We start from the raw sequence: 23,942 nt of genomic DNA on the forward strand, positions 1-23,942 counted from the left end.
CCCCCGATCCGAAGAGTGCGAGTGAGGTTGTGGCGGTGAGGCGGGGCCGGAGGTTCCCCGGCTCACCGCCACGGTCTGGGTGTCCTCAGCTGGTGGCCAGGGACGTGTCGTCGACGACGAACGACGTCTGCAGCGTGGAGTCCTCGTTCATGAGGAACTTCACCGAGATCGTCTTGCCCTTGTAGGCCGTGACGTTGAACGACTTCTGCGTGTACGTCGCGTTGGTGCCGACGTTCGAGTAGGTCGCCAGAGTGGTCGTCGTCGCGCCGTCGACCACCTGGACCTTCATCGTGTCGTAGGCGGTGCTGCCGGACTCAGCGGTGTCGGTGCGGAGCCAGAACGACAGGGTCGCAGCCGTGACCGTGGACGGGATCGTCACGCTCTGCTGGACCGTCTCGGTCGAGGTCGACCCGTTGCCACCGAGCCACGCCTTCCAGGTGCCGGTACGCGCCGGACGGCTGGCGTTGTTGGTGATCGGGCCCGCAGTCCCCGTCCAGTTCACCGCGCCCGACTCGAAGCCCGGGTTCTGCAACAGGTTGCCGCCGGTGGGCGGGGGCGTGGTGCCGCAGGTGGCCGAGCCTGCCGGGACGGCGATGGCGGTGAAGGCCGCCTCGACCGACTTGCAGGTCTGGCTCGTCGCACCGTAGAGCTCGATGGCGGAGTTGATCGCCCCGTTGCGTGCGGCGGCGTAGTTGCTGTTGCTGGTGAGCTTGGTCGACAGCGTGCGGTACCAGACCTTCTCGATGTTGGCCCGGCCGGCGCCCGTCACGGCTGCGGCGGTGCCGCACACGGGGCTGTTGTAGCTGACGCCGTTGATGGTCTTGGCCCCGCTGCCCTCGGAGGCCAGGTAGAACCAGTGGTTGAGCGGGCCCGAGGAGTAGTGCGGGTTGAGCTGGCCGAGGGTCGAGGACCAGCAGTCCTTGGACAGGCCGTCCTTGCTCGGCTTGTCCATGTAGCGCAGCGGCGTCCCATTGCCGTTGATGTCGATCTCCTCGCCGATGAGGTAGTCGCCCGGGTCGCTGGCGTTGGCGGCGTAGAACTCGACGGCGGTGCCGAAGATGTCCGACGTCGCCTCGTTGAGGCCGCCCGCGTCGCCGCTGTAGACGAGCCCCGCGGTGTTCTCGGTGACACCGTGGGACATCTCGTGGCCGGCCACGTCGATCTCGGTCAGCGGGGCCGCGTTGCCCGCGCCGTCGCCGTAGGACATCTGGGTCCCGTCCCAGAAGGCGTTCTCCATCGCGTTGGCGAAGTGCACTCGGGACGGAGCGCCGCGACCGTCGTTCCAGATGCCGTTCCGGCCGAGGACGTTCTTGTAGTAGTTGAACGTCGTGGTGGCGCCGTAGTGGGCGTCCACGGCGGCGGAAGCGCGGTCCGAGACCGCCCCGTTGCCCCAGACGTCGTCGGAGTCGACGAACAGGACACCCGCAGGGCCGACGCCCGTGTTGGGGTCGCCCTGGTTCTGGGCGTCGCGGGTGTTGTTGCCGTGGGTGTCGGTCAGCTCGTAGCCGCCGCCGGTGTGCGCCTTGGTCTCGAGGGAGGCGTTGTAGAAGATGCCGCTGCCCGTGCCGGTCTGCACCTCGTCGTAGCTGATGAGGACCTCACCCGACTTGGCGTCCACGAGGGTGTGCATCCGCGACGGCACCTGGTCGGCCCGGACGCTCTTGACCAGCACGTCGTAGGCCAAGACGGGCTTCGCGCCACCGGCCCAGACCACCAGCTCGCCGGACGGGGACTCCGTCTGCCGCCCGGCCGACTTGCCCTCGGACAGGGCCTTGGACTTCGTCACCGTCGGGGTCGTCGATGCGACAGCGACCTTTCCGCTGGCGTTGTAGTGGACGTCCTTCTCCTGACCGGCCGCGGTCCTCGCGACGATGAGGTCGCCTCCCACGACGCGCAGGCCCTTGTACGTGCGGTCGTAGCGGACGTGCTGGGTGCCGTCACCGTCTGTGAGGGTATTGCGGACCACGAGCTTCTCGTCCTTGGACAGGCCCAGGGCCGCGTGGTCCCGGTCGGCGTCAGCCGAGGCCGCCGCCTGTGCGTGGCTGGGCGCGGCGACGGGTGCAGCTGTTGCGGCAGACAGTGGGGTTGCCACTGCGGCCGCGACGGCGACGCCCAGAGCGGCGCCGGTGGACAGTCGGAACACGACTTACCTCTTCTCGACAGGGTTGCCCACGGGTGGTGGCAACCTGGGATTGGCAGACGTCGAGCCCCCTCCAGTGCGGCACGGACAGCCACGGGTTTCGGCGCGTCCTGACCCAACCCTCGGCGGTTGCACCGGGTCAACCAAACTGGCCAAGACTTTGCCAAAACAGGGCAACCTGCGGGGCTGGAACGTTCCGACCCGTGGTTTCTTCAGCCATTTGCCAAGCGCTGGTCAACATTTCGCTGCGTAACCCGCCTCCGGTGCATCTCGTTGAAGGGGTACAGGGCGCAATGACGTAGGTCGCGCCACCCCGTCAGTGCACCGGAGGTGCACCTCCAGGAGGACTCAGTGCCGAGCTCCGTCGCACCCCGCCCCGGCCGATCCGTCGTGGTCGCCCTGACCACCCTCGCCCTCGGGGCCGTCGTCCTCGCCACCGCCGGCTCGGCCAGCGCCGCCAGACCGGGACCGGCCGCCGACGCGCTCGACACCGTCGACACCTTCACCGGCCTGACCTTCACGGTTCCCGCCGGGACGAACGACCTGGGGCAGCCGCAGACCTGCACCATCGACGCCGACCTGTACAAGCCGCACCGGGCCTCGCCGTCCGCGCGCGTGCCGGCGATCCTGACCACCAACGGTTTCGGCGGCAGCAAGGACGACCAGGCCGGACTGGGCCGTGCCTTCGCCCAGCGCGGCTACACCGTCCTGTCGTACACCGGTCTGGGCTTCCCCGACAGCGGCTGCAAGATCTCGCTCGACGACCCCGGTCGCGACGGCATCGCGGCCACCTCGCTGGTGACGTACCTCGGCGGTGGCGGCGCGACCGCATACGACTCGGCGCTGGTGGGCGGCGTGCCCCGCGGCGCCGGCGAGCTGACGGTGGACTTCACGGTCCTCGACGATGCGGCCACCCACGACCCGCGCCTCGGCATGATCGGAGGCTCCTACGGCGGCCAGATCCAGTTCGCTACTGCTGCAATGGATTCGCGCGTCGACACCCTCGTGCCGCTCATCACGTGGAACGACCTGCGCTACTCGCTGGCGCCGAACAACACGAGCCTCACGACCGGTGTCACGTATGCCGGGTCCAACCCCGGCACCGAGAAGATCGGTTGGGCCGGGCTCTTCTTCGGCGTCGGGATCGCCGACGGAGTCCAGGGTGCCGCGATCGACCCCGCACGCAACGTCGGCTGCCCGAACTTCGTCGTCGAGGCGTGCACGGCCAAGGCCACGCTGGACACCCTGGGCTATCCGACGTCGTCCACCCTGTCGCTGACCGACCGGGTCTCGGTGGCGCACTACCTCGACAAGGTGACGGTGCCGACCTTCCTCATCCAGGGCGAGAACGACACCCTCTTCAACCTGCAGGAGGCCGTGGCGACCTACCGCGGGCTCAAGCAGCGTGGCGTCCCCGTGACGATGGCCTGGCAGTCGTGGGGACACTCCGGCGGCGCGAACGGGGCCAGCGGCGCTGCCCCCGGCGAGCTCGACCTCAGCGGCGAGCACATCGAGGACACCTACCTCGGGCTGCGCATCAAGAACTGGTTCGACCACCACCTCAAGGGGTCGTCGGTGGGCACCGGCCCGGAGTTCGCCTACTTCCGCGACTGGGTGGGCTACTCGGGCAGCGCCGCCCCCGCGTACGCGAGCGCCTCGTCCTACCCCGTGGGCTCCGGCCGGACCTTCTACCTCTCGGCGGCGGACCAGCTGGTGACCTCACGCACGAGCGTCCAGCCGGGCAGCACGACCTGGACCAACCCGGGCGCCGGGGCGCCGGCCTCCTACTCCGAGGTCTCGGGGCTGGAGGGCCAGGTGGACCTGCCCGACGGTGTCACCACCCCCTACGACACCCCCGGGACCTTCGGCGCGTGGACGACCCCGGCGCAGACCAAGCCGCTCACCGTGGTCGGGTCGCCCACGCTCGACGTCCGGTTCGACTCCCCCGCCGTGGCGCTCACCCAGAAGGCCGGTCCGAGCGGTCAGCTGCAGGTGTTCGCCAAGCTGTACGACGTGGCTCCCGACGGCTCGAAGACGCTGGTGCACAAGCTCATCAGCCCCGTGCGGGTCGCTGACGTCACCCAGCCCGTCCACATCGAGCTCCCCGCGGTCGTCCACCGCGTGGCCGCCGGTCACCGCTTGCAGCTGGTGCTGGCCAGCACCGACGCCGCCTACAAGAACGCGTATGCGGTGCAGCCCGTGACGGTGCACACCTCACCCGCCGCGCCAGCGGTGCTCCGGGTCCCGGTGGTGATGTAGCAGACAGTCCACGACGCCTCCCGGCAGGACGAAGGGCCCTGTCCGGCCGACCGTCCCGGTTCGAGCATGGAAGTGCACACAACCGGGCCGTCCGGCCCACATAGGAGGACGCAGTCATGACAACGATCCAGCGCCACCCCCAGCTCGATGTGCTCGTCGAGCACGACGTGGTCACCCACTCCACGGCCCGCAGGGCGCTTGCGGTGCTGCGGGTCGCCTTCGGGCTCACGTTCCTGTGGGCCTTCTTCGACAAGCTGTTCGCCCTCGGCTTCCACACCGGCGTCAACGCTGACGGCGTGACCGACCGCTTCGGTCCGGCCGCGTGGATCCACGGTGGCAGCCCCACCACGGGGTTCCTGAAGTTCGGGGTCCCGGAGAACAACCCGTTCCATGGCTTCTTCAACGGCATGGCCGGCCAGGCTTGGGCTGACTGGATGTTCATGGCCGGCCTGCTGGGCATCGGTCTCGCACTCACGGTGGGCATCGGCATGCGGATGGCCGCAGCCGCCGGCGCCCTGCTCTACGCGCTGATGTGGACTGCCTCGCTGCCGCTGGAGAACAACCCGGTCATCGATGACCACATGATCGGCGCCGTCAGCGTCGTCGTCCTGGCACTCCTTCTCGCCGGCGACACCTGGGGCTTCGGCCAGCTGTGGGCGCGTACCGGGATCGTCCGACGCCACGCCTTCCTGCGGTAGCGCGGACGGGTGACCGAGGGGCCGGGCAGCACGCCTGGCCCCTCTCTTGCGCCTACTGGGGGGTGACGTTGCCCCGGACCCACTCGACGATCTCGGTCGTGGTGGCGCCGGGGGTGAAGACCTTGGCGACGCCGATCTTCTCGAGCTCGGGGATGTCGCCCTCGGGGATGATGCCGCCGCCGAAGACGACGATGTCCGTCGCGTCGCGGGCTCGGAGGAGCTCCATGACCTTCGCGAAGAGGGTCATGTGGGCACCCGAGAGCACCGAGAGGCCCACGGCGTCGGCATCCTCCTGGATCGCCGCCTCGACGATCTGCTCGGGCGTCTGGTGCAGGCCGGTGTAGACGACCTCCATGCCCGCGTCACGCAGTGCGCGGGCGACAACCTTGGCGCCACGGTCGTGTCCGTCGAGCCCGGGCTTGGCCACGACGACGCGCAGGGGAGAGTCAGTCATGGCCGCAGACTAGCCAGTCCGGAGCGGTGCCCGGCACCACGGGTGACTGCGCCCACACGCGGCAACACGCCGAATCGTGACGTACGACACTCGATTGTGGTCGTTTCAACGACTAGGTTCGCGGTGTCATGACGTTGAGCGTCCCGCGCCCTCGCCGACCCGTCGCACCGCAGCGGCCAGTGTCGGGGGAGCCCGCGCGTGCAGGGGACCTGGTCGCCCGTACCGTCGGTGGGGCCGCCGCCTCGGTCGCCACCCGGGTGTCCCGGGCAGGTGGGGCCGCCGGCGACATCGTCGGGGGTGCGATCAAGGCGCTCGCCACGCCGACCGGTGTGGTCGGGGCAGCCGTCGAGGCGGCCTGGCTCACGACGCACCTCGCGCTCTACCCCTGGGGTGTCCTGGGCCGCCACGGACGCGACAGCGCCCTCGGGTTCCGGGTCGAGCACCTGCCCCCGATCCAGCGCGGGCTGGTCATCTCCGACGTCGAGGCCGCGGGGACGCCGATCCTGCTGGTGCACGGGATGGTCGACAACCGCTCCATCTTCACGCTGCTGCGCCTGGGGCTGCGCCGGCGTGGCTTCGGCCGCGTGACGAGCATGAACTACTCCCCGTTCACCGCCGACGTGCGCGTCGCGGCGGCTCAGCTCGCCGAGGAGGTCGAGGCGCTCGTGGCCGAGACCGGCTACGAGCGGATCCACGTGGTCGGTCACTCCATGGGCGGCCTCATCGCGCGCTACTACGTGACGCGGCTCGGGGGCGACGAGCGGGTCCACACCCTCGTCACGCTCGGCACGCCCCACCAGGGCACCTACACGGCATACGGCTGGCACAGCCAGCTGACCCGGCAGCTGCGCCCGGGCAGCGGGCTCATGCGCGAGCTGGAGCAGCCGGTCCCAGGCTGCCGGACGCGATTCGTCGTCTACTGGTCCGACCTCGACCAGATGATCTTCCCCCAGCGCAACGCTGCGCTCGAGCACCCCGATCTCTCGGTCCGCAACATCGACCTGCACGGTGTAGGACACATGTCCCTGCCCATCATCGGCAGCGTCGTCCACGGCATCTCGTCCACGCTCGCCCTGCTGGACTCCGAGGGTCACACCGTCACTCCCGGAGTGACCGAACTGCGTAGAAAGGGCTCCTGACCAGCGTGGTTTTGTATAACGAACAGATCACGCTACCCTCGTGGCTTCCGTGTCCCCCCGCACGTGAGGCATCTACTCAGTGAGCTCACCTTCCTACGAGGGCCGTCACCGCGCCCCCGGCCGTCACCGCGCGCCCAWGCGGGGACCCCGCTTCCCCGTGGCGCTGCGCAGTGGCTTCGTGCTGCCCAGCGCAGCCGCGGCCGCGCTCGTGGTGACCGCGACCGGCGCGACGGTCGCCGAGTCGGCACCTGCCGCCTTCGACCTCACGGCGGCGAGCAAGGCCTCGGAGGCCCGGCAACGCAGCTCCGCGCAGGCCGAGCGGGCGCTCGTCGAGACCGAGCAGCAGCGTGCCGTGCAGGCAGCGGGCCGGGCCCGCGCCGCCGAGGCCCAGCGCGTGGCCAGGAGCGCCGAGCGCGCCGCCGTCGCCAAGAAGACGGCCGCAGCCGCCGCCCTCCGCAAGGCCGAGGCCCAGCGCAAGGCCCGCGAGAAGTGGGTCCAGCCGATCAAGGGCGCCGCCTTCACCTCCGGCTACGGCTGGCGCTGGGGGCGGATGCACGAGGGCAACGACTTCGGCACTCCCGTCGGCACCCCCCTCGCCTCGATGTCGACCGGCACCGTGGTCTTCGCCGGCTACGAGGGCGGCTACGGCAACAAGCTCGAGATCGAGTACTGGGACGGCACCGTCTCCGTGTACGGCCACATGAGCTCGATCTCGGTGAGCGTCGGCGACAAGGTCGCACCCAGCGAGATCGTCGGCCTCTCCGGCAACACGGGCCACTCGACCGGCCCCCACCTGCACCTCGAGATCCACCCCGACGGCGGGTCGGCCATCGACCCCGCCCCCTGGCTGCACGCGCACGGCCTGCAGTAGCCAGACCTGGTCCTGTGAACGACTGAGCCCCCGCGGATTCCGCGGGGGCTCAGTCGCGTCCAGGCCCCCGCTCGGGGCCAAGCGCTCCAGGACCGGCGTCCGGACCGCTTCGGAGCCGCGTCAGAGCTTCTCGAGGGGGGCGTAGCGCAGCAGGAACCGCTTGACGCCGGTGTCACCGCCGAAGTCGACGTGGGCCTGGGTCTTGTCGCCCTCGCCCTCGGTCTTGACGACCGTGCCGAGGCCGTAGGAGTCGTGCGTGACCTTGTCGCCGGGGTGCAGCGCGATCAGCGGGCGGTTGCCGGGGGAACGGACGCCCGGACGCGCCGCCAGCGTCGCGACGGCGGGCAGTCCGGGGCGCCGCGAGGTCGTCGCGGCCTCGGCCCGCTGCCAGCCGACCAGCTGCGGCGGGATCTCGTCGAGGAACCGGCTGGCCGGGTTGTACTGCGGCGCGCCCCAGGCCGAGCGGACAGCGGCCCGCGAGAGGTGCAATCGTTCGCGGGCCCGGGTGATGCCCACGTAGGCCAGCCGCCGCTCCTCCTCGAGCTCCTTGGGGTCGCCCAGCGCCCGCAGGTGCGGGAAGGTGCCGTCCTCCATGCCGGTGAGGAACACGACCGGGAACTCCAGCCCCTTGGCGGTGTGCAGCGTCATGAGCGTGACGACGCCCTGGTCCTCGGCCTCCTCGGAGTCGGGGATCTCGTCGGCGTCGGCCACGAGCGACACCTGCTCGAGGAAGTCCTCGAGCGAGGCCACCTCGCCGGTCGTCGCCCGGGTCTCGTCGAACTCCTGGGCCACCGCCACGAGCTCGGCGAGGTTCTCGATGCGGGTCTCGTCCTGCGGGTCGTGCGAGGCGCGCAGCTCGGCGAGGTAGCCGGACTTGTCGATGACCGCCTCGAGCAGGGCGCCGACCCCCTGCTCGTCGTCCGCGTGCACCCGGCCCAGCTCCTCGAGCAGGCCGGTGAAGCCCTTGATCGCCGCCACCGACCGCGTCGCGATGCCCGGGGCGTCCTCGGGTCGGCCCAGGGCGGCGATGAACGGGATGCGCTCGCGCTCGGCCAGTGCCGCCACACAGGCCTCGGCCCGGTCGCCGATGCCGCGCTTGGGCACGTTGAGGATGCGTCGCAGGTTGACCGTGTCGGTGGGGTTGGAGATGACTCGTAGATAGGCCAGGGCGTCCTTGACCTCGCGTCGCTCGTAGAACCGCGTGCCGCCGACGACCTTGTAGGGCAGGCCGACGCGGACGAAGACCTCCTCGAGCGCCCGGGACTGGGCATTGGTGCGGTAGAAGACCGCGACGTCCTTGGGCTTCACGCCGTCGGAGTCGCCGAGCTCGTCGATGGTCTTGGCGACGAAGGACGCCTCGTCGTGCTCGTTGTCGCCCACGTAGCCGACGATCAGGGGGCCGTCACCGCTGGCGGTCCAGAGGTTCTTCTTGCGACGCTCGGGGTTCTTGGCGATGACCGAGTTGGCCGCCTGGAGGATCGTCTGGGTCGAGCGGTAGTTCTGCTCGAGCAAGATCGTGCGCGCGTTGGGGTAGTCCTCCTCGAACTCCACGATGTTGCGGATCGTGGCGCCGCGGAACGCATAGATCGACTGGTCGGCGTCACCGACCACCACGAGCTCGGCCGGCGGCACCTGGGGGCCGTCGCCGACCGGCATACCCGCCGTGCCGGTGGCACCACCCACGAGCTCGCGCACGAGCTGGTACTGGGCGTGGTTGGTGTCCTGGTACTCGTCGACGAGGACGTGCCTGAACCGGCGACGGTAGTGCTCGGCCACGTCGGGGAAGGCCTGCAGGATGTTGACCGTCGTCATGATGAGGTCGTCGAAGTCCAGGGCGTTCGCCTGCCGCAGCCGTCGCTGGTAGCCCGTGTAGGCCTCGGCCAGCATCCGCTCCTGGTGGGTGCCCTCGACGACCTGTGACGCGTAGGTCTCCTCGTCGACGAGCTCGTTCTTGAGGTTGCTGACCTGGTGGCTGAACGAGCGGGGCGGGTAGCGCTTGGGGTCGAGGTCGAGGTCGCGCATGACCATCGCCATCAGCCGCTGCGAGTCGGCGGCGTCGTAGATCGAGAACGTCGACTTGAGCCCGACCTTGGCCGCCTCGCGTCGCAGGATGCGCACGCACGCGGAGTGGAAGGTCATGACCCACATCGCCTTGGCGCGCGGGCCGACCAGCGCGGCCACCCGCTCGCGCATCTCGGCGGCCGCCTTGTTGGTGAACGTGATCGCGAGGACCTGCCCCGGCTGGACGCCTCGCGCCGCGAGCAGGTAGGCGATGCGGTTGGTGAGCACCCGGGTCTTGCCGGACCCGGCTCCGGCGACGATGAGCAGCGGGCTGCCCTCGTGGAGCACCGCCTCACGCTGCTGCGGGTTGAGGCCCTCGAGCAGGGTCTCGGGGTCGGTGTGCCGGCTGCCCGCCTCGTCGGGGCCGTGCCCCTCGGCGGCTGCCTGGGCCCACGTCGGGACCCCCCGCTCGTCGACCGCCGTCGCCCGCGCCGCCGCAGCGCTCGGTCGGGTGCCGGGAGGAGGCGGATCGTGGGGGCCGTGCTCGTGGAAGGGCAGGTCATCGAAGAGCGTGCTCATGTTGGGCCCCAGCCTACGTGGCGCGAACGACAGGCAGGGCCTCGCGTCACCCGCGTAGCGTGGTCCCGTGAGCGCCGTCGACCCGCACCCGGTCACGGGCGACCTGTTCGAGTCGCCGGTGCTGCCGGGGAGCGGCTGGCCAGGCGACCCGGCGACCGCCTCGACGCCCGTCGCGCGCAACCGCGCCCAGACCGACGCGCTCGCCTGCACCTCCGGTGACGTGGCCGAGCTGGACGCCCGCATCTCGGTGTGCCGCGCCTGCCCGCGCCTGGTGCAGTGGCGCGAAGAGGTCGCCACACAGGGGCGGCGGGCCTCGTTCGCCGACGAGCCGTACTGGGGTCGACCCGGACCCGGCTTCGGCGACCCGACCGCCGAGCGCCTGATCGTCGGGCTGGCACCCGCCGCCAACGGCACCAACCGCACCGGCCGCATGTTCACGGGCGACCGGTCCGGTGACTGGTTGTATGCCGCGCTGCACCGCGCCGGGTTCGCGAGCCAGCCGCAGTCGTGGGCGAGCGGCGACGGGCTGGCGCTGCACGGCATACGGATCGTCGCGGCGGTGCGCTGCGCCCCGCCGGCCAACAAGCCGACCACCGTCGAGCGCGCGACCTGCGCGCCCTGGCTGGACCGTGACCTCGAGCTGGCCGAGCCGCGGCTGCGGTCGGTGCTGGCCCTCGGGGCGATCGCGTGGGACGCGACGCTGGCGGCGGCGCGCCGGGTCGGCTGGACCGTGCCCCGTCCGAAGCCCGTGTTCGGTCACGCCGTCGAGACGGTCCTGACCACGGCTGACGGGCGCGAGGTGCGGCTGGTCGGCAGCTACCACGTCAGCCAGCAGAACACCTTCACCGGCAAGCTCACCGAGCCGATGCTCGACGCCGCGATCGCCCGGCTGGGCTAGGGCGGCCGGCGCCGGGGCAGCGTGCTAGAGCCGCTCGGTCAGCACCACGGTGACCTCCTCACCGGCCTCCTTGCCGATGGCCCTGCGGGTGGTCGCCTTGACGGGCAGCTTGTGGTTGCCGTCGCCGAGCGCCATGAACGAGCTCTCGAACGGCTCGCCGTCGACGGTGCCGCGCACCTTGACCAGGCCTCGGGTCCCGAAGTACTCGGCCGACCGCGGCCACACGACATACGTCCAGCCACCCTTCTCGGGGCTCTTGACCAGCTCTGCGGTGAACTCCTCGTTCATCGTCGTCTCCCTTCGTCCACCGATTCTGACTCGCCCACCGGCCCGAAGTCATCGGTCGACAACGGCTCCGGCGCCCCGCATACAGTGAGGCGCATGACCACCGCGCGCGCACTCACGGTCCCCCGCCACGGCGACTCCTCGGTCCTGGAGGTCCAGGAGGTCCAGGTCGGCCCGCCCGGCGACGGCGAGGCACAGGTCGAGGTGGCGGCGGTCGGCGTCAACTTCATCGACGTCTACCAGCGGCAGGGCGTCTACCAGGTCCAGACGCCGTTCGTCTCCTGCTCCGAGGGGGCGGGCACCGTCGTTGCCCTCGGCCCCGGGGTGACGGACCTCGCCGTCGGCGACCGGGTCGCGTGGGGGCAGGGCCTGGGGGCGGCCGGGTCCGTCGTCAACCGGCCCGCCGAGTCGCTCGTGCCGGTGCCGGACGGGCTCGACCTCGAGGTCGCCGCCGCCGCGATGCTCCAGGGCATGACCGCGCACTACCTGGTCAACTCCACGTATGCCGTGGGGCCCGGGACGGTGGCGCTCGTCCACGCCGCTGCCGGTGGGGTCGGCCAGCTGCTCGTGCAGATGGTCACCGCCAAGGGGGGAACCGTCATCGCGACGGCCGGCTCCGACGCCAAGCTGGAGATCGCGCGGGGGCTGGGTGCCTCGGCCGCGATCAACTACCGGGCTGCCGACGACCTGGCCGCCGAGGTGCGAAAGGCCAACGGGGGCAACGGGGTCCACGTCGTCTACGACGGTGTCGGAAAGTCGACGTTCGACGCCTCGCTCGCCTCGCTGCGCCCCCGCGGCACCATGGTGCTGTTCGGCGGTGCCAGCGGTCAGGTGCCGCCGTTCGACATCCAGCGCCTCAACAGCGGCGGGTCGCTCTTCCTCACCCGGCCGACCCTCGGGAACTACACGGCGACGCGGGAGGAGCTGCTCGAGCGCGGCACCTCGGTCCTCGGCGACATCGCGGCGGGCCGGCTGGCGCTCGAGATCGGCGGGAGCTACCCGCTCGAGGACGCGGCCACGGCATACGACGACCTCGAGGCCCGCCGCACCACGGGCAAGCTGATCCTCACCCTCTGACCCCCATGCGGCCCTGGGTCCTGCACGTCGACCTCGACCAGTTCATCGCTGCCGTCGAGATCCTGCGCCGTCCCGAGCTGGCGGGGCTGCCCGTCATCGTCGGGGGGCGCGGCGACCCGACCGAGCGGGCCGTCGTGTCGACCGCGTCGTACGAGGCGCGCGAGTTCGGGGTGCGGTCCGGCATGCCCCTCAAGCTCGCGGTGCGCAAGTGCCCCGAGGCCGTGGTGCTCGCCGTGGACGCCCCCACCTACGAGGCCGCCTCCGCCCAGGTCATGGAGGTGCTGCGTGGCATGCCGGGTGCCGTCGTCGAGGTGCTCGGCTGGGACGAGGCGTTCGTCGGGGTGACGACCGACGACCCGGTCGGGTACGCCCACTCGATCCGCGCGGCCGTCCTCGCGGCCACGGACCTGCACTGCTCGGTCGGCGTCGGCGACACCAAGGTGCGGGCGAAGATCGCGACCGACTTCGGCAAGCCCCGGGGCGTGTTCGAGCTGACCCGGGACAACTGGTTCGAGGTCATGGGCGAGCGGCCGACGATCGCCCTGTGGGGCGTCGGGCCCAAGATCTCCCAGCGCCTCGCGGCCCACGGTTACGAGACGGTGCAGGACCTCGCCGACGCCGACGAGGCCACGCTCGTCGCGGAGTTCGGGCCGACGATGGGCCCCCACTACGGAAGGCTCGGGCGGGGCGTCAGCTCCGCCACGGTGGACGACACTCCCTGGGTCGCGCGCGCCCACGGCCGCGAGACGACATACCAGACGAACCTCCTCGACCCGCAGGAGATCTCCGGCGCCATCCACTCCCTGGCCGCGCAGGTCGTGGAGGACATCCGGCGCGAGGGCCGCGCCTGCCAGCGGGTGTTCCTCAAGGTGCGGTTCGCGCCGTTCTTCACCACGAACCGCGTCCGCAAGCTCGGTGAGCCGACCTTCGACGCCGAGGTCATCGCCGACACCGCACTGGTGCTGCTGCGCGGGCTCGAGGACGACCGACCGATCCGGCTGCTGGGGGTGCGCGCCGAGATGGTGCCGCCCGACGGCGGCTACGACGACCCGCGCAGCACCGGGCGCGGCGGGCCCAGCGCCCGGGCGGCCGGCACCGGCGGCGCGTCCGAGTAGCCGCGCGGTACGTAGCCGCCGCCGAGGAGCCGCGGCCGAGGTGGCGCGGGGCGCGAATTCGTGGCACTTCTGCCACGAGTCAACCCGGCCGCGGCGACCGGAGGCTCATTCGTGCCACTTCCGCCACGATTCACCGCAGGGTATGGCGAGGGCTCGCCTTGGCGGCCACCGGCCTGACCACGGCGCTCACCGAGCGGCGCGTCAGAGCAGCCGGCGGCCCATCGCCCAGGCGGTGATCTCGTGGCGCGAGGACAGCTGCAGCTTGCGCAGCACCGACGACACGTGCGTCTCGACGGTCTTGACCGAGATGAACAGCTCCTTCGCGACCTCCTTGTACTGGTAGCCGCGGGCGATCAGGCGCATGACCTCGCGCTCGCGCGCCGAGAGGCGGTCCAGTTCCTCGTCGACCTCCGCGATCTCACCGGCCGCGGCCCCGAAGGCGTCCAGCACGAAGCCGGCGAGCCGCGGCGAGAACACGGCATCGCCGTCGGCGACCCGCTGCACGGCGCGGGCGAGGTCGGTCGCGCTGATCGTCTTCGTGACGTAGCCCCTTGCACCTGCCCGGATGACCGCGATGACGTCCTCGGCGGCGTCGCTCACCGACAGCGCGAGGAACCGGACGGGTTGGCCGTCCTCGGTCTCGAGGCCCCGGCAGCCGTGCAGCACGTCGACCCCGCCGTTGCCGTTGCCCCCGGGCAGGTGGACGTCGAGGAGGACCACCGGCGGGCGGGTCTGCCGGATGACGGCGATGGCCGTGTCGACGTCGGGCGCCTCACCGACGATCGACACGGCGGATCCCAGCTCGGCCTTGACGCCGGACCGGAACATCCGGTGGTCATCGACGAGGACGACGGCGACGGGCTTGGTGTCAGGCGTGTTCACGGGAGTCCTCCGGGGACGGCGGTGCGGTGGTCATGGGTGGCTGGTCGGTGGAGATGGGGGGCAGCGACAGCGACACCTCGGTGCCCTGCTCGAGGCGGCGGACGCGGGCCTCGCCACCGTGGCGCGACATCCGACCCAGGATCGACTGGCGCACGCCGAGGCGGTCCTCCGGGACGTCGTCGAGCTCGAAGCCGGGGCCGTGGTCGCGGACGAACGCCTCGACCCCGGAGGGTCCCACCTCGAGGTAGAGCGAGACCGGCGGGGCGCCGTGGCGGACGGCGTTGAGCAAGGACTCGCGGACAGCGCGCACGAGCGCTGTGCCCCCGTCGTCGAGGGGACGGTCCCCCGTCGACACCACGTCGATGGCGGTGGCGTGCAGGTCCTCGACCTCATGGGCGGCCTCGGCCACCGCGGCGGCCAGGGTGGCGTCGGACCCGACCGGGCCGGCATACAGCCACGCGCGCAGCTCGCGCTCCTGGGCGCGGGCCAGCTGCGTGACGGAGGACGGGTCGTCGGCCTTGCGCTGGATCAGCGCCAGCGTCTGGAGCACGGAGTCGTGCAGGTGCGCGGCGATGTCGGCGCGCTCGGTCGCGCGGGCCCGCTCGGCCTGCTCGTGGCGCAGGTCGGACCAGAACCGCAGGCCCCAGGGTGCCGCGATGAGTGCCACACCGATGAGGACCGCGATGACGGCCGCCCCGATGTCCCAGATGGCCGCGAGCGACCGGCCGCGGGTCGCCATGATGACCAGCCCTGCGAGGGCGAGGACACCACCGAAGATCAGCCGCGCCAAGCTGAACCGCCTTGCGCCAGAACTGGATCCGAGCCAGCGGCCACGCTGCGAGTCGTCGAGCTGGGACCAGGCCAGGACCGCGCCGGCGGCCACGACGAGCAGCGGCACGAGGATGCCGAGGCGGGCGTTGAGCCCGGCGTTCTGCGCGACCACGACGAGGCCGAGCCCGAGCATCAGGCCGCCGACGAGGAGTACGCGGGTGGCGTCGCGCTCCCCCGTCGCGGCCACGACCTGGGTGGGGGTGCCACCGGCAGCGGCCACGGCCTGCGCGTCGGCCGGGTCGACCCGGCGGCGTTCGTCGTCACGGTCGGGGTGGGAGGTCAGGGCCCAGAGGAAGACGTAGGCGACCAGGCCGGCCCCCGTCGGGATCGAGGCGACGACGAACATGAGCCGGATCCAGCGCACCGACCAGCCCAGGTGCTCGGCGAGCCCCGCGGCGACACCGGCCACGACCTTGCCCTCGCGGGGTCGCGTGAGGGTGGGTCGCGCGGCGCGGCGGTCCGCGGCCAACGTCTCCGCTGGGGGGACGGGCCGCTCGTAGGGAGTCGGCATGTCCTCATCCTCGCCTACGCCGAGCCCGTTTCCGAGCGGAATCAGGGTGCGTGGGAGCCCCTTCAGGGTCGGTTCAGGGTCGACCCTCATGGCAGCGGACCCGTGGGGCAGCCAGCATGGGTGACATGACGCAGATCCCTGGGCAGACCACCGCCCCCACCCACTCCACCGGCCTCGACCGGTTCTTCGACTGGCTGAGGTCTATCGACCTGCGCCGTGACGGCGAGGACAAGTGGCTTGCCGGCGTGTGCTCCGGCATCGCCACCCGTCTCGGTGTCGACCCGATCGTGATCCGTGCGGTCCTGGTCGCCCTCGTCGTGATGGGCGGTGTGGGCATCACGGTGTACCTCATCGCCTGGGCCTTCCTGCCCAACGACAAGGAGACGATCGTGGCCGAGCGGGCGATCCGCGACGGCGACGTCCTCGGCATCATCCTGCTGGTGGTCGTCGGGTTGTCGCTGGTCGGCGGCACGGGTGCGGCTGGCGACTGGGGCGGCCTCGGCTGGCTCTGGTGGGTGGCGGTCCCCGTCGGCCTCGTCGTCTGGCTGGTGATGCGCAACAAGCACCCGGGCCAGGTCCGGCAGGCAGCGGCGCAAGCCGGCACCTGGACCGCCGACACCAGCACCCGCGTGGCCGAGGCCAGCGCGGACCTCGCCCAGCGCGCGTCGACCAGCGGTCAGCCCCCGTATGCGGGGACGGCCCCCTACGCCGGGACGGCCCCTCACTCGCCCCAGACCCCGTATGCCGCGACTGGCCCCCAGGCGCCGATGGCGCCGTACGGCTCGGGCTCGGTCCCCCCGGTCCCGCCCGTTCCCCCGGTCCGACGTCCCATCGCGCCGCGCCCCCCGCGTGCCCCCCGTCGTCGTGGAGCCGGCTTCGTCGGCGCCCTGCTCGTCAGCGGGCTGGCCCTCGCGGCGTACGGCACCACGCTGTGGCTGCACGACGCGAACAACTGGTCAGGCAGTGACGAGGTCGTCGCGATGGCCGCGGCCCTCGGGGTCTTCGGCGCCGGCATCCTCGTGATCGGGCTGCTCGGACGTCGCGCCACCCTCACCGCCTTCATCGCCGTGATCCTCGCGATGGTCACGTGGTCCGCCTCGGTCGTCCCCAACCTCACCTTCGGAGGCGGGATCGGCGACCGCGTCTGGCGCCCGACGGCGACCGACACCACGGACCGCTACCGGCTCGGCCTGGGCCAGGGCGAGCTCGACCTCACCCAGCTGCCGGACAACCCCGGCACGGCCCGCGAGATCGACGCCGGCGTGGGCATCGGCGAGCTGAGGATCCGGATCCCCGACAACCTCACGGTCGAGGTGCGCAGCTCGGTCGGTGCCGGTGACATCTCGCAGGCCGACCCGGGCACCGTGATCGACCAGCTGCCCGCCCTGCCCGGCAACAACGACGTCTTCGACAACCCGCAGACCAACCGCGACGGCACCGACATCAGCACGAACCAAGTCTTCGGCACCGGGACCCCCGACGTGATCGTGAACGCCCACGTCGGCCTCGGCCAGATCCTGATCGGCAAGGAGTAACCGTGACCACCCCAGACAGCCCCATGGACCCCCAGGACCGGGACGTGCAGGACCCCACCCGCGCCGTCGAGGAGCGCCCGTCCACACCGGGCACCGACGACACGGCCGTGATCGAGGACGAGGCGACCCAGCAGGTTGAGACGGCCGCGGGCACCACGTGGGCGCCCGCGGTGGCCGCGAGCCCCGTACCAGCCGCGAGCCCCACACCAGCCGCGAGCGCCGCGCCCTTCGCGAACGCCGCACCAGGCGCCAGTGCAGAGCCGGCGGACGAGCCGGCGACGGTGGCTGAGCTGCCCAGGCCGAGCGGCCCGCACGCCCCCGCCATCGTGCTGGGCATCGTCTGCCTGGCCATCGCCATCCTCGTCATCGCGCAGGAGGTCGGCTCACTGAAGGTCGACTGGGGTGACGTCGGCCCGCTCGGGATCGTGGCGGCCGGGGCCATGCTGGTGCTGTTCGGCCTGCTCGGGCTGCTGACCTCGCGGCGCAACCAGGGCTGACCGGCCCAGCCGGGCTGACCGGCCCAGCCGGGCTGACCGGATCAGCCGGCTGACCGGACCAACCGAGGGTGGCCGGCCCGGCCGGGCTGACCGGCCTAGCCGGGCGGGGTCGAGAGCCAGCGCTGCAGGTGTGGCGCGAACGACTTGCCGAGGTGGTAGGTCCGCACCTCCTCCAGCGGGACCCAGCGCACCGCGGCAGTCGACCCACCCACGTCGTGCACGACCGGGTCGGTCGGATGGGGGCACCACGCGGCATACACGATCCGCACGGCGTGGAAGTCCTCCAAGCGCCCGCTGGGCGCCCGGCCGACCCAGTGGGAGGTGTGGGCCTCGAGCAGCCGGACCTGGTCGATGACCTGGCCGCTCTCCTCCCACACCTCGCGGTGCAGGGCGGACAGCGGCGCCTCGGCGTCGTCGAGGCCACCGCCGGGCAGGGTCCACCGACCGGGTGCGGAGGTGAGCTCGGACAGCTCGGTGAGCAAGAGGCCGCGTTCGCTCGTGACGACCCCGTAGGCCGCCGTGCGCTGGTACGGCTCGGCGCGCTCGCCGGGCTCGACCACGAGGTCTGCGTCGGTCGGCACCTCGTGCTCGACCGGGCTCGACGGGGAGGACGGGCTCACCGCGAAGGTGAGGCGCAGCGAGCCGTCGCCCTCGCGGGCTGCCTCCAGCAGGTGGGGGCGACCCCAGCCGAGGCGGGCGAGCTCACGCACCGGGTCGGCGCCGTGCACCAGGACGAACTGCGCCACCGTGCGCTCGGGCCCGGAGTGCGCGTGGACGTGGATGGGGCTGGTCACGAGACAGCGCCCGCCCGTCGGTACTCCGCCTCGGCAGCAGCGGCGACCGCGTCCCACGTCTGGGCCGGCGGGATGGCGTTGGCGGCGGTCATGCGGGCGCGCAGGTCGTGGTTGCCGACGAGCTCCGCGAGCCCGCGCGCCAAGGCCTGGTCGTCGGCGCCGAGGACCCCGTTGTGGCCGTCCACCACGAAGTCGCCGACACCGGTGTCGCGCCGCGCCAGCACGGGGAGCCCGGCTGTGCGTGCCTCGAGCGCCGCGATCCCGAACGCCTCGAGCCGAGCGGGCGTGAGGTAGAGGTCGGACTCCCAGTAGCGCGCGCGCAGCTCGTCGCGGCTGACGCGTCCCGGGAGGCTGACCCAGTCGTGCAGGCCGTGCTCGGCGACATACCTCTCCAGGCGGCGGCGCTCCGGGCCCTCGCCGAAGAGGGTCAGCTCCATCCGCGTGCCCGCGGGTACCAGGGCCCGAGCCGCCGCCGCGATCTCGAGGACCGCCACAGGTCGCTTGCGGGCGGCGAACCGCATCGCCGCCACGACCCGCACCGGCGCGCCCTCGCTGCGCCGTCGTCGCTGCGGCGGGCAGGACCAGAGTGAGGCGTCGATCCCGTTGTTCAGCACGTGCACCGGCGACCCCGCGCCGACGACCGACTGGACGTTGGCCGCCGCCACGCTCGACACCGCGGACAGGGCGGCACCGCGCCGACCCCAGCGGCGGGCGTGGCCGAGCACGCGGAACACCGGCCTGGACCGCTCCATGAGGCAGTGCCAGGTGATCGCGGTCGGCAGGCCCGCCCCGAGGGTCACCCCGGCCAGGTCCGTCGCGAAGGGGCTCACGACGCCCATGTGCACGTGGGCCACGTCGAAACCACCGGCGGCGAGGCGGCGCCGCACCTCCGGCGGGGCCAGCGGGTTGACCGGCAGGTCCCACGGCAGCCTGATCGCCATCCGGTGCACGGTGATGCCGTCGACGACCTGCGTCGTGCCGTGCCGCTGGCCCTGCTCCCCCGGGGTCGCGGTGAAGACCTCGACCTCGTGGCCACGCGCTGTCAGCTGCGCAGCCAGGTCGTGCGTCTGGACCTCGATGCCGCCCAACCGGGGCAGGTAACAGTCCGTGAGCAGGGCCACCTTCACGAGCCTGAGCCTGCCATGCGACAGGATGGCGGTGATGACCCCCACGCTCGTGGCTTTCCACGCCCACCCCGACGACGAGGCCCTGCTCACGTCCGGGACCTTGGCGCGAGCGGCCGCGGAGGGCCACCGGGTGGTGGTCGTCGTCGCCACCGACGGTGACCTCGGACTCGCCTCGCGGGAGTATGCCGCCGACGGCCGGCTCGGGGCCCGTCGCCTCGAGGAGCTGCGCCGGTCGGCCTCGGTGCTGGGCGCGGCCCGCGTGGTGTACCTCGGCTACGCCGACAGCGGGCAGGGGCCCGAGCTGCTGCCCGACCCGCCCGACCGGCTGCGCTTCGTCAACGCACCGCTGGACGAGGCAGCCGGGCGGCTGGCCGAGATCCTGCGCGAGGAGTCGGCCTCGGTGCTGCTGACCTACGACCGCAACGGCGGCTACGGGCACCGCGACCACGTCCGCGTGCACGAGGTCGGCGAGCGGGCGGCATACCTCGCGGGGACCCCTCGCGTCCTGCAGGCGACGGTCCCGCGCGACACCATCGCGCGCGCCGTCGACCTCGCCGCGCGTGTCTACCGGTTCCCGCCCGAGTTCGACCGCGAGTCCTTCACCCGCGCCTTCAGCGCGCGGGCCGAGATCACCCACCGGATCAGCGTGTGGCGGTATGCCGCCGCGAAGCGGGCCTCGATGCGCGCCCACGCCTCGCAGTCCAGTGCCGACGACGGGGACCGGACGCTGGCGGCCTTCCTGCGCATCCCCCGGCCGCTGTACGACCTCGTGTTCGGCCGCGAGTGGTTCGTCGACCCGGCGCGCCCTGCCGGGCAGCCCGTGTCGCACGATGTCTTCGAGGGCCTGCGATGAGCACCGCGTCGGCGCAAGGACCGCGCGAGCACACCCCACACAACCGCCTCCGGCACGGGATCCAGGCGGCGGTCGGCCTCACGCTCGCCCTCGTGCTGATCGTCTACGTCCTGCCCCGGCTGGCCAAGACGAACTGGTCCAGCGTCTGGTCGGTGCTGGCGGACGTGCCGGCCTCGACGTTCCTGCTGCTGCTGTGCGGCGTCGTGGTCGGGCTCTGGTGCTACACCTTCACGCTCACGGGGTCGCTGCCGGGCCTGCGGCACTGGCAGGCGCTGATCGTCAACGTGGCGGGGTCGTCCGTCGGCAACCTGCTGCCCGGAGGTGGCGCCGCGGGTCTGGCCGCGACCTACACGATCTGCCGGACCTGGGGTTTCTCCAGGCGCGACATCTCGACGTCGGCGATCGTCACCGGTGTCTGGAACGTGCTGTCCCGGGTGGCCCTGCCACTCATCGCGATCGTGGCGCTGTTCGCCGGGCGCGACTCCGACGTGCCTGGCCCGCTCGAGGATGCCGCCGTGGCCGGGGCGCTGACGGGCTCCCTGATCCTCGTGGCGTTCGTGTCGATCCTGGCGTCCGAGCGAGCGGCCATCGCCATCGGCCACGGGATCGACCGGGTGGTCGGCCGGCTGTGGAGGCGACGTTCGATGAGCGTCAAGGCCCTCGTCATCGACCTGCGCAGCCGAATCAACGAGGTCGTCCGCACCGGGTGGCTCAGCATGACCCTGGGGCTCGCGGGGTTCTTCGGCGTCTACTACCTGGTCTTCCTCGCCTGCATGAAGACGACCGGCGTCGACCTGTTCTATGGGCAGCTGTTCGCGGCCTACGCGATCGGGCGCCTGCTCACGGCGGTCGGCCTCACGCCTGGCGGGCTGGGCATCACCGAGTCCGGCACCGTGACCGCCCTGGTGGCCTGGGGAGCGGTGCCGACGGACGCGCTCGCCGGGGTCGTGCTGTTCTCGTTCTTCACCCACCTCATGGAGATCCCGCTCGGCGCCCTCGGCTGGCTGGCGTGGTGGGCCAGCCCCAAGTCGGCGCCCGCCGAGCAACCCGTGGAAACTCCCGACCGACCCAGTCACGAGCCGCTGACGTAGACGGGCTCGGGGATGCGGGCCGTCCCTGTCGGGTTCAGGCGGGCCTTCAGTGCCATGACCCACGGGCGAAGGCCCTCGCGGTGACCACGCAGCCAACCAGGGCTGTGAGCCCGGGCAGGACCCACAGCCAACCGAAACCGCTGCCTTCGTGGGCGCCCGAGAGATGTGCCGCCGCCCGTGACGCAGCGGCGGCACACACCACGGCAGCGGCGGGCACGAGGAGCAGCCTCCCGGCGAGCGCGCGCCTCCGCTTCCTGTCGGCGCCCAGGTTGACCAGGTCCCGGCGCAGCCGCGCGCTGGCCGTGACGAGCCCCGCTCCCCCGGCGCTGACGACAAGGGCTGAGATGGCCGCTCCGGCGAGGGCCGCGAAGGCTCCAGTGGATCGTTGCGCCGAGGCCAAAGAGTCGGGCTGGTCCTCGGAGATCTCGGACGTGGGGGCTGTGGCCTGGACGAGGTAGCGCACCTTGGCCTGTTCGGCAGCCCCGAGTCGCGCGAAGTCGAACAGGGCGACCAGCTGTTGCCCCGAACGCGTGAGTCCCAGGTCCCCGGCCAGGTCCGAGCCCTGGTGGATCACCGCACCTGGCATGTTGCCCCCCAGGCGGGGGTCGGGGACGGCGTCGGCGACCCGCGAGTCGATGACCTGGCCCGTCTGCGAGTCGAAGGTGATGAGGCCGACCCTGCCGCCCTCGACCAGCGCCGGATCTGCGGTGACGGTTGCGTTGGTAGCCGATGGTGTGGCCGGAGCCTCGTCCGACACGGTGACCGTGTTGAGAGGGCTGGCCGTGCCAGTGGGGTAGCACTCTGGGGGGATATCAGACGCCGTGCTGACGCTGCCACGTGACATGCACTGCACCAGACCCGGGCTCGAGACTCGCACGTTCGTCTCAGTCTCGTCGGGGAGGTCAACGACCAAGGACCCTGACCCGCCTTGTCCCTCAAAGGCGTCCCTGAGCACCGTCGCGCTGCGAAGTCCCACATTGTTGACAAGGAACGAGCCGCGCGGCTGCACGCGAGGGCTCAGTGACTCGGTCACCAACGCGCCGTGCGCATTCCACGCTGCCGCCATGCCCGTCGCGAATACGATCACTGCCAGGGCCACCGCGAGCGGCATGACGCGCTTGGCCACCATGACGAAGAACCGTCTGCTGACGGGCGCCATGCCGGCCGCCAACACCTTCGGAGCAATCACCGCAGCCGCCACCACGATGACCATCCCCATCCAGCCAGCCGCCTCGTAGATGTTGGAGGACAGGATGAGTGACACCGTGATGCCGACCGCGAGGCCGACCACCGCAGACCTGACGTTGCGCCTTCTGGAGACCGAGACCACACGTTCGAGGTGAGTGGTTGCTGCGGTCACCACGATGGCGCACGCCACCAGGGGTATGAGGGCGGCACCCGTGAGCGAGGCAAGGGGCCGGATCGCCGGGGCCGTCCAGTACTGCCCCAGAGCGGCCGACAGCGGTTCCTTCGCGAGCCAGAGCACTGACGCCCCCGTCAGGGCGCCCAGTACGGATCCCGCCAAGGCCGCCGTCAATCCCGTGAGCGCGACCAGACGCCACGATGACGGGCGGGCGAGGCCCGCCGCCTCCAACCCCGTCACGCTGTCCCCCACCGCCCGACGGAGCTGGACGAGGATTCCGGACACGAGCAGGACACCAACCAGGAACACCAGCTCAGGCAACAGACGCAGCCACCGGAGGAAGCTGGAGTCTGCGACCTCGACCCTTTCGTCGGCCAGGACGGCGACCGTTCGCACAAGGACCTCGCGCGACTCGATGGCACGCGACATCGACGGCTCGGAGCTCGGCCGCGTGTCGCTCACCCAGATCGACGCCCGCGCGGCGGCGTGGGGTGAGACCGCACTGGCGAACTGGTCATCGCGGGCGGCGGGGTGGATGGCGATTCCCACGATCCGCGCCACGGTGCTTCGGCCAGACTCCTTCAACTCGACCTGGTCGCCGAGCCTGACGCCGAGAACCTCAGCCGTGTGGCGACTCACGACCAGCTCACCTGGGTGTGACGGGGCAGCACCAGTCAGGAGATCGGCAGGCAGGTCGCCCCCCGTGCTCGTCGTGCTCAGTGTCAACTCCACCGCGCGATCGCCGCGAGTCACCGTGGCCTGGGAGACTGCCACGGGTCTGGCAGATCGCCACGAGCGCACGATCTGGGCTGCTCGTGCCGTCGCGGGCTGGAGGACGAACCCGGCGTGAGAACTCGTCGCATGCACGGAGTCGCTGACGGCTGCACGCGCGGACGCGCCGAACCCCACGACCAGGACGAACGAGGCCGCCAACGCGGCACA

Annotated in this window: 20 protein-coding genes; 11 read left to right on the top strand and 9 right to left on the bottom strand. The window is 71.8% G+C overall.

Translation table 11 applies throughout. The features are described from left to right. Positions 1–85 precede the first annotated feature (85 nt). Positions 86–2,143: a M4 family metallopeptidase gene (locus tag AC1DV7_RS06835; protein ID WP_477595886.1), complete on the bottom strand. Its 2,058-nt coding sequence runs from the start codon at positions 2,141–2,143 to the stop codon at positions 86–88. Positions 2,144–2,491: 348 nt separating this feature from the next. Here AC1DV7_RS06835 and AC1DV7_RS06840 point away from each other — a divergent pair, with 348 nt between their 5' ends. Beyond that, positions 2,492–4,399: a CocE/NonD family hydrolase gene (locus AC1DV7_RS06840; RefSeq protein WP_477595888.1), complete on the top strand. Its 1,908-nt coding sequence runs from the start codon at positions 2,492–2,494 to the stop codon at positions 4,397–4,399. A 116-nt stretch (positions 4,400–4,515) separates the two neighbouring features. Continuing rightward, a complete protein-coding gene (locus tag AC1DV7_RS06845) occupies positions 4,516–5,097 on the top strand; it encodes a hypothetical protein (RefSeq protein ID WP_477595890.1) in 582 nt (193 codons plus the stop codon). Positions 5,098–5,149: 52 nt separating this feature from the next. On the opposite strand, the gene AC1DV7_RS06850 is transcribed toward AC1DV7_RS06845, so the two are convergent. Beyond that, positions 5,150–5,551: a cobalamin B12-binding domain-containing protein gene (locus tag AC1DV7_RS06850; protein WP_477595892.1), complete on the bottom strand. Its 402-nt coding sequence runs from the start codon at positions 5,549–5,551 to the stop codon at positions 5,150–5,152. Between the two features lie 128 nt (positions 5,552–5,679). Here AC1DV7_RS06850 and AC1DV7_RS06855 point away from each other — a divergent pair, with 128 nt between their 5' ends. Next, positions 5,680–6,690, top strand: a complete 1,011-nt coding sequence (locus AC1DV7_RS06855; protein ID WP_477595894.1) for an alpha/beta fold hydrolase — start codon at positions 5,680–5,682, stop codon at positions 6,688–6,690. A gap of 79 nt (positions 6,691–6,769) precedes the next feature. Next, positions 6,770–7,561 carry a M23 family metallopeptidase gene (locus AC1DV7_RS06860; RefSeq protein WP_477595896.1) on the top strand — a complete coding sequence of 264 codons (792 nt, stop codon included), beginning with the start codon at positions 6,770–6,772 and terminating at the stop codon, positions 7,559–7,561. A gap of 120 nt (positions 7,562–7,681) precedes the next feature. Here AC1DV7_RS06860 and pcrA read toward each other — a convergent pair whose 3' ends face one another. After that, positions 7,682–10,141 carry a DNA helicase PcrA gene (pcrA, locus tag AC1DV7_RS06865; protein ID WP_477595898.1) on the bottom strand — a complete coding sequence of 820 codons (2,460 nt, stop codon included), beginning with the start codon at positions 10,139–10,141 and terminating at the stop codon, positions 7,682–7,684. 67 nt (positions 10,142–10,208) lie between these two features. Here pcrA and AC1DV7_RS06870 point away from each other — a divergent pair, with 67 nt between their 5' ends. Continuing rightward, positions 10,209–11,039: a uracil-DNA glycosylase gene (locus AC1DV7_RS06870; RefSeq protein WP_477595899.1), complete on the top strand. Its 831-nt coding sequence runs from the start codon at positions 10,209–10,211 to the stop codon at positions 11,037–11,039. A gap of 24 nt (positions 11,040–11,063) precedes the next feature. On the opposite strand, the gene AC1DV7_RS06875 is transcribed toward AC1DV7_RS06870, so the two are convergent. Beyond that, positions 11,064–11,327, bottom strand: a complete 264-nt coding sequence (locus AC1DV7_RS06875) for a DUF1905 domain-containing protein (protein WP_477595901.1) — start codon at positions 11,325–11,327, stop codon at positions 11,064–11,066. A gap of 93 nt (positions 11,328–11,420) precedes the next feature. Between AC1DV7_RS06875 and AC1DV7_RS06880 the strand changes: the two genes are divergently transcribed. Further along, positions 11,421–12,401: a quinone oxidoreductase family protein gene (locus AC1DV7_RS06880; RefSeq protein WP_477595903.1), complete on the top strand. Its 981-nt coding sequence runs from the start codon at positions 11,421–11,423 to the stop codon at positions 12,399–12,401. Positions 12,402–12,406: 5 nt separating this feature from the next. Next, positions 12,407–13,516, top strand: a complete 1,110-nt coding sequence (locus AC1DV7_RS06885; RefSeq protein ID WP_477595905.1) for a DNA polymerase IV — start codon at positions 12,407–12,409, stop codon at positions 13,514–13,516. Positions 13,517–13,717: 201 nt separating this feature from the next. Here AC1DV7_RS06885 and AC1DV7_RS06890 read toward each other — a convergent pair whose 3' ends face one another. Further along, positions 13,718–14,398, bottom strand: coding sequence for a LuxR C-terminal-related transcriptional regulator (locus AC1DV7_RS06890; protein WP_477595907.1), 681 nt, complete (start codon positions 14,396–14,398; stop codon positions 13,718–13,720). Continuing rightward, a complete protein-coding gene (locus AC1DV7_RS06895) occupies positions 14,385–15,740 on the bottom strand; it encodes an ATP-binding protein (RefSeq protein ID WP_477595909.1) in 1,356 nt (451 codons plus the stop codon). The genes AC1DV7_RS06890 and AC1DV7_RS06895 overlap by 14 nt, the downstream gene beginning before the upstream one ends. Positions 15,741–15,865: 125 nt before the next feature. On the opposite strand from AC1DV7_RS06895, the gene AC1DV7_RS06900 reads away from it, so the two are divergent. Together AC1DV7_RS06900 and AC1DV7_RS06905 are read left to right on the top strand one after the other, a co-directional pair. Further along, the gene (locus AC1DV7_RS06900) at positions 15,866–17,275 is read left to right on the top strand and encodes a PspC domain-containing protein (RefSeq protein WP_477595911.1); all 1,410 of its coding nucleotides are present in this window, start codon (positions 15,866–15,868) and stop codon (positions 17,273–17,275) included. Between the two features lie 2 nt (positions 17,276–17,277). Continuing rightward, complete coding sequence (locus AC1DV7_RS06905) at positions 17,278–17,772, top strand: hypothetical protein (protein WP_477595913.1); 495 nt, start codon at positions 17,278–17,280, stop codon at positions 17,770–17,772. Between the two features lie 95 nt (positions 17,773–17,867). Here the strand turns inward: AC1DV7_RS06905 and AC1DV7_RS06910 are convergent, their stop codons facing one another. Beyond that, positions 17,868–18,566 (bottom strand): NUDIX hydrolase, encoded by a 699-nt coding sequence (locus AC1DV7_RS06910; RefSeq protein WP_477595915.1) that lies wholly within the window; start codon positions 18,564–18,566, stop codon positions 17,868–17,870. Then, positions 18,563–19,693: a glycosyltransferase family 4 protein gene (locus AC1DV7_RS06915; protein ID WP_477595917.1), complete on the bottom strand. Its 1,131-nt coding sequence runs from the start codon at positions 19,691–19,693 to the stop codon at positions 18,563–18,565. The genes AC1DV7_RS06910 and AC1DV7_RS06915 overlap by 4 nt, the downstream gene beginning before the upstream one ends. Positions 19,694–19,727: 34 nt before the next feature. Here AC1DV7_RS06915 and AC1DV7_RS06920 point away from each other — a divergent pair, with 34 nt between their 5' ends. Both AC1DV7_RS06920 and AC1DV7_RS06925 read left to right on the top strand, forming a co-directional pair. Further along, positions 19,728–20,546 carry a PIG-L deacetylase family protein gene (locus AC1DV7_RS06920; RefSeq protein WP_477595919.1) on the top strand — a complete coding sequence of 273 codons (819 nt, stop codon included), beginning with the start codon at positions 19,728–19,730 and terminating at the stop codon, positions 20,544–20,546. Continuing rightward, on the top strand, positions 20,543–21,637 hold the full coding sequence (locus tag AC1DV7_RS06925; protein WP_477595921.1) for a lysylphosphatidylglycerol synthase transmembrane domain-containing protein: 1,095 nt from the start codon (positions 20,543–20,545) through the stop codon (positions 21,635–21,637). Before AC1DV7_RS06920 ends, AC1DV7_RS06925 begins: the two co-directional genes overlap by 4 nt. Before the next feature lie 46 nt (positions 21,638–21,683). On the opposite strand, the gene AC1DV7_RS06930 is transcribed toward AC1DV7_RS06925, so the two are convergent. Next, on the bottom strand, positions 21,684–23,549 hold the full coding sequence (locus AC1DV7_RS06930) for a hypothetical protein (RefSeq protein ID WP_477595923.1): 1,866 nt from the start codon (positions 23,547–23,549) through the stop codon (positions 21,684–21,686). Positions 23,550–23,942: the final 393 nt, after the last annotated feature.

It is taken from the genome of Pedococcus sp. P2_E4, assembly GCF_056403935.1.

What these genes read in the sequence shown, in the direction of transcription:
- AC1DV7_RS06845 (WP_477595890.1), top strand. Translation starts at nt 4,516, where the DNA reads ATGACAACGATCCAGCGCCACCCCCAGCTCGATGTGCTCGTCGAGCAC.
- AC1DV7_RS06850 (WP_477595892.1), bottom strand. Translation starts at nt 5,551, where the DNA reads ATGACTGACTCTCCCCTGCGCGTCGTCGTGGCCAAGCCCGGGCTCGAC.
- AC1DV7_RS06855 (WP_477595894.1), top strand. Translation starts at nt 5,680, where the DNA reads ATGACGTTGAGCGTCCCGCGCCCTCGCCGACCCGTCGCACCGCAGCGG.
- pcrA (WP_477595898.1), bottom strand. Translation starts at nt 10,141, where the DNA reads ATGAGCACGCTCTTCGATGACCTGCCCTTCCACGAGCACGGCCCCCAC.
- AC1DV7_RS06875 (WP_477595901.1), bottom strand. Translation starts at nt 11,327, where the DNA reads ATGAACGAGGAGTTCACCGCAGAGCTGGTCAAGAGCCCCGAGAAGGGT.
- AC1DV7_RS06880 (WP_477595903.1), top strand. Translation starts at nt 11,421, where the DNA reads ATGACCACCGCGCGCGCACTCACGGTCCCCCGCCACGGCGACTCCTCG.
- AC1DV7_RS06885 (WP_477595905.1), top strand. Translation starts at nt 12,407, where the DNA reads ATGCGGCCCTGGGTCCTGCACGTCGACCTCGACCAGTTCATCGCTGCC.
- AC1DV7_RS06895 (WP_477595909.1), bottom strand. Translation starts at nt 15,740, where the DNA reads ATGCCGACTCCCTACGAGCGGCCCGTCCCCCCAGCGGAGACGTTGGCC.
- AC1DV7_RS06900 (WP_477595911.1), top strand. Translation starts at nt 15,866, where the DNA reads ATGACGCAGATCCCTGGGCAGACCACCGCCCCCACCCACTCCACCGGC.
- AC1DV7_RS06920 (WP_477595919.1), top strand. Translation starts at nt 19,728, where the DNA reads ATGACCCCCACGCTCGTGGCTTTCCACGCCCACCCCGACGACGAGGCC.
- AC1DV7_RS06925 (WP_477595921.1), top strand. Translation starts at nt 20,543, where the DNA reads ATGAGCACCGCGTCGGCGCAAGGACCGCGCGAGCACACCCCACACAAC.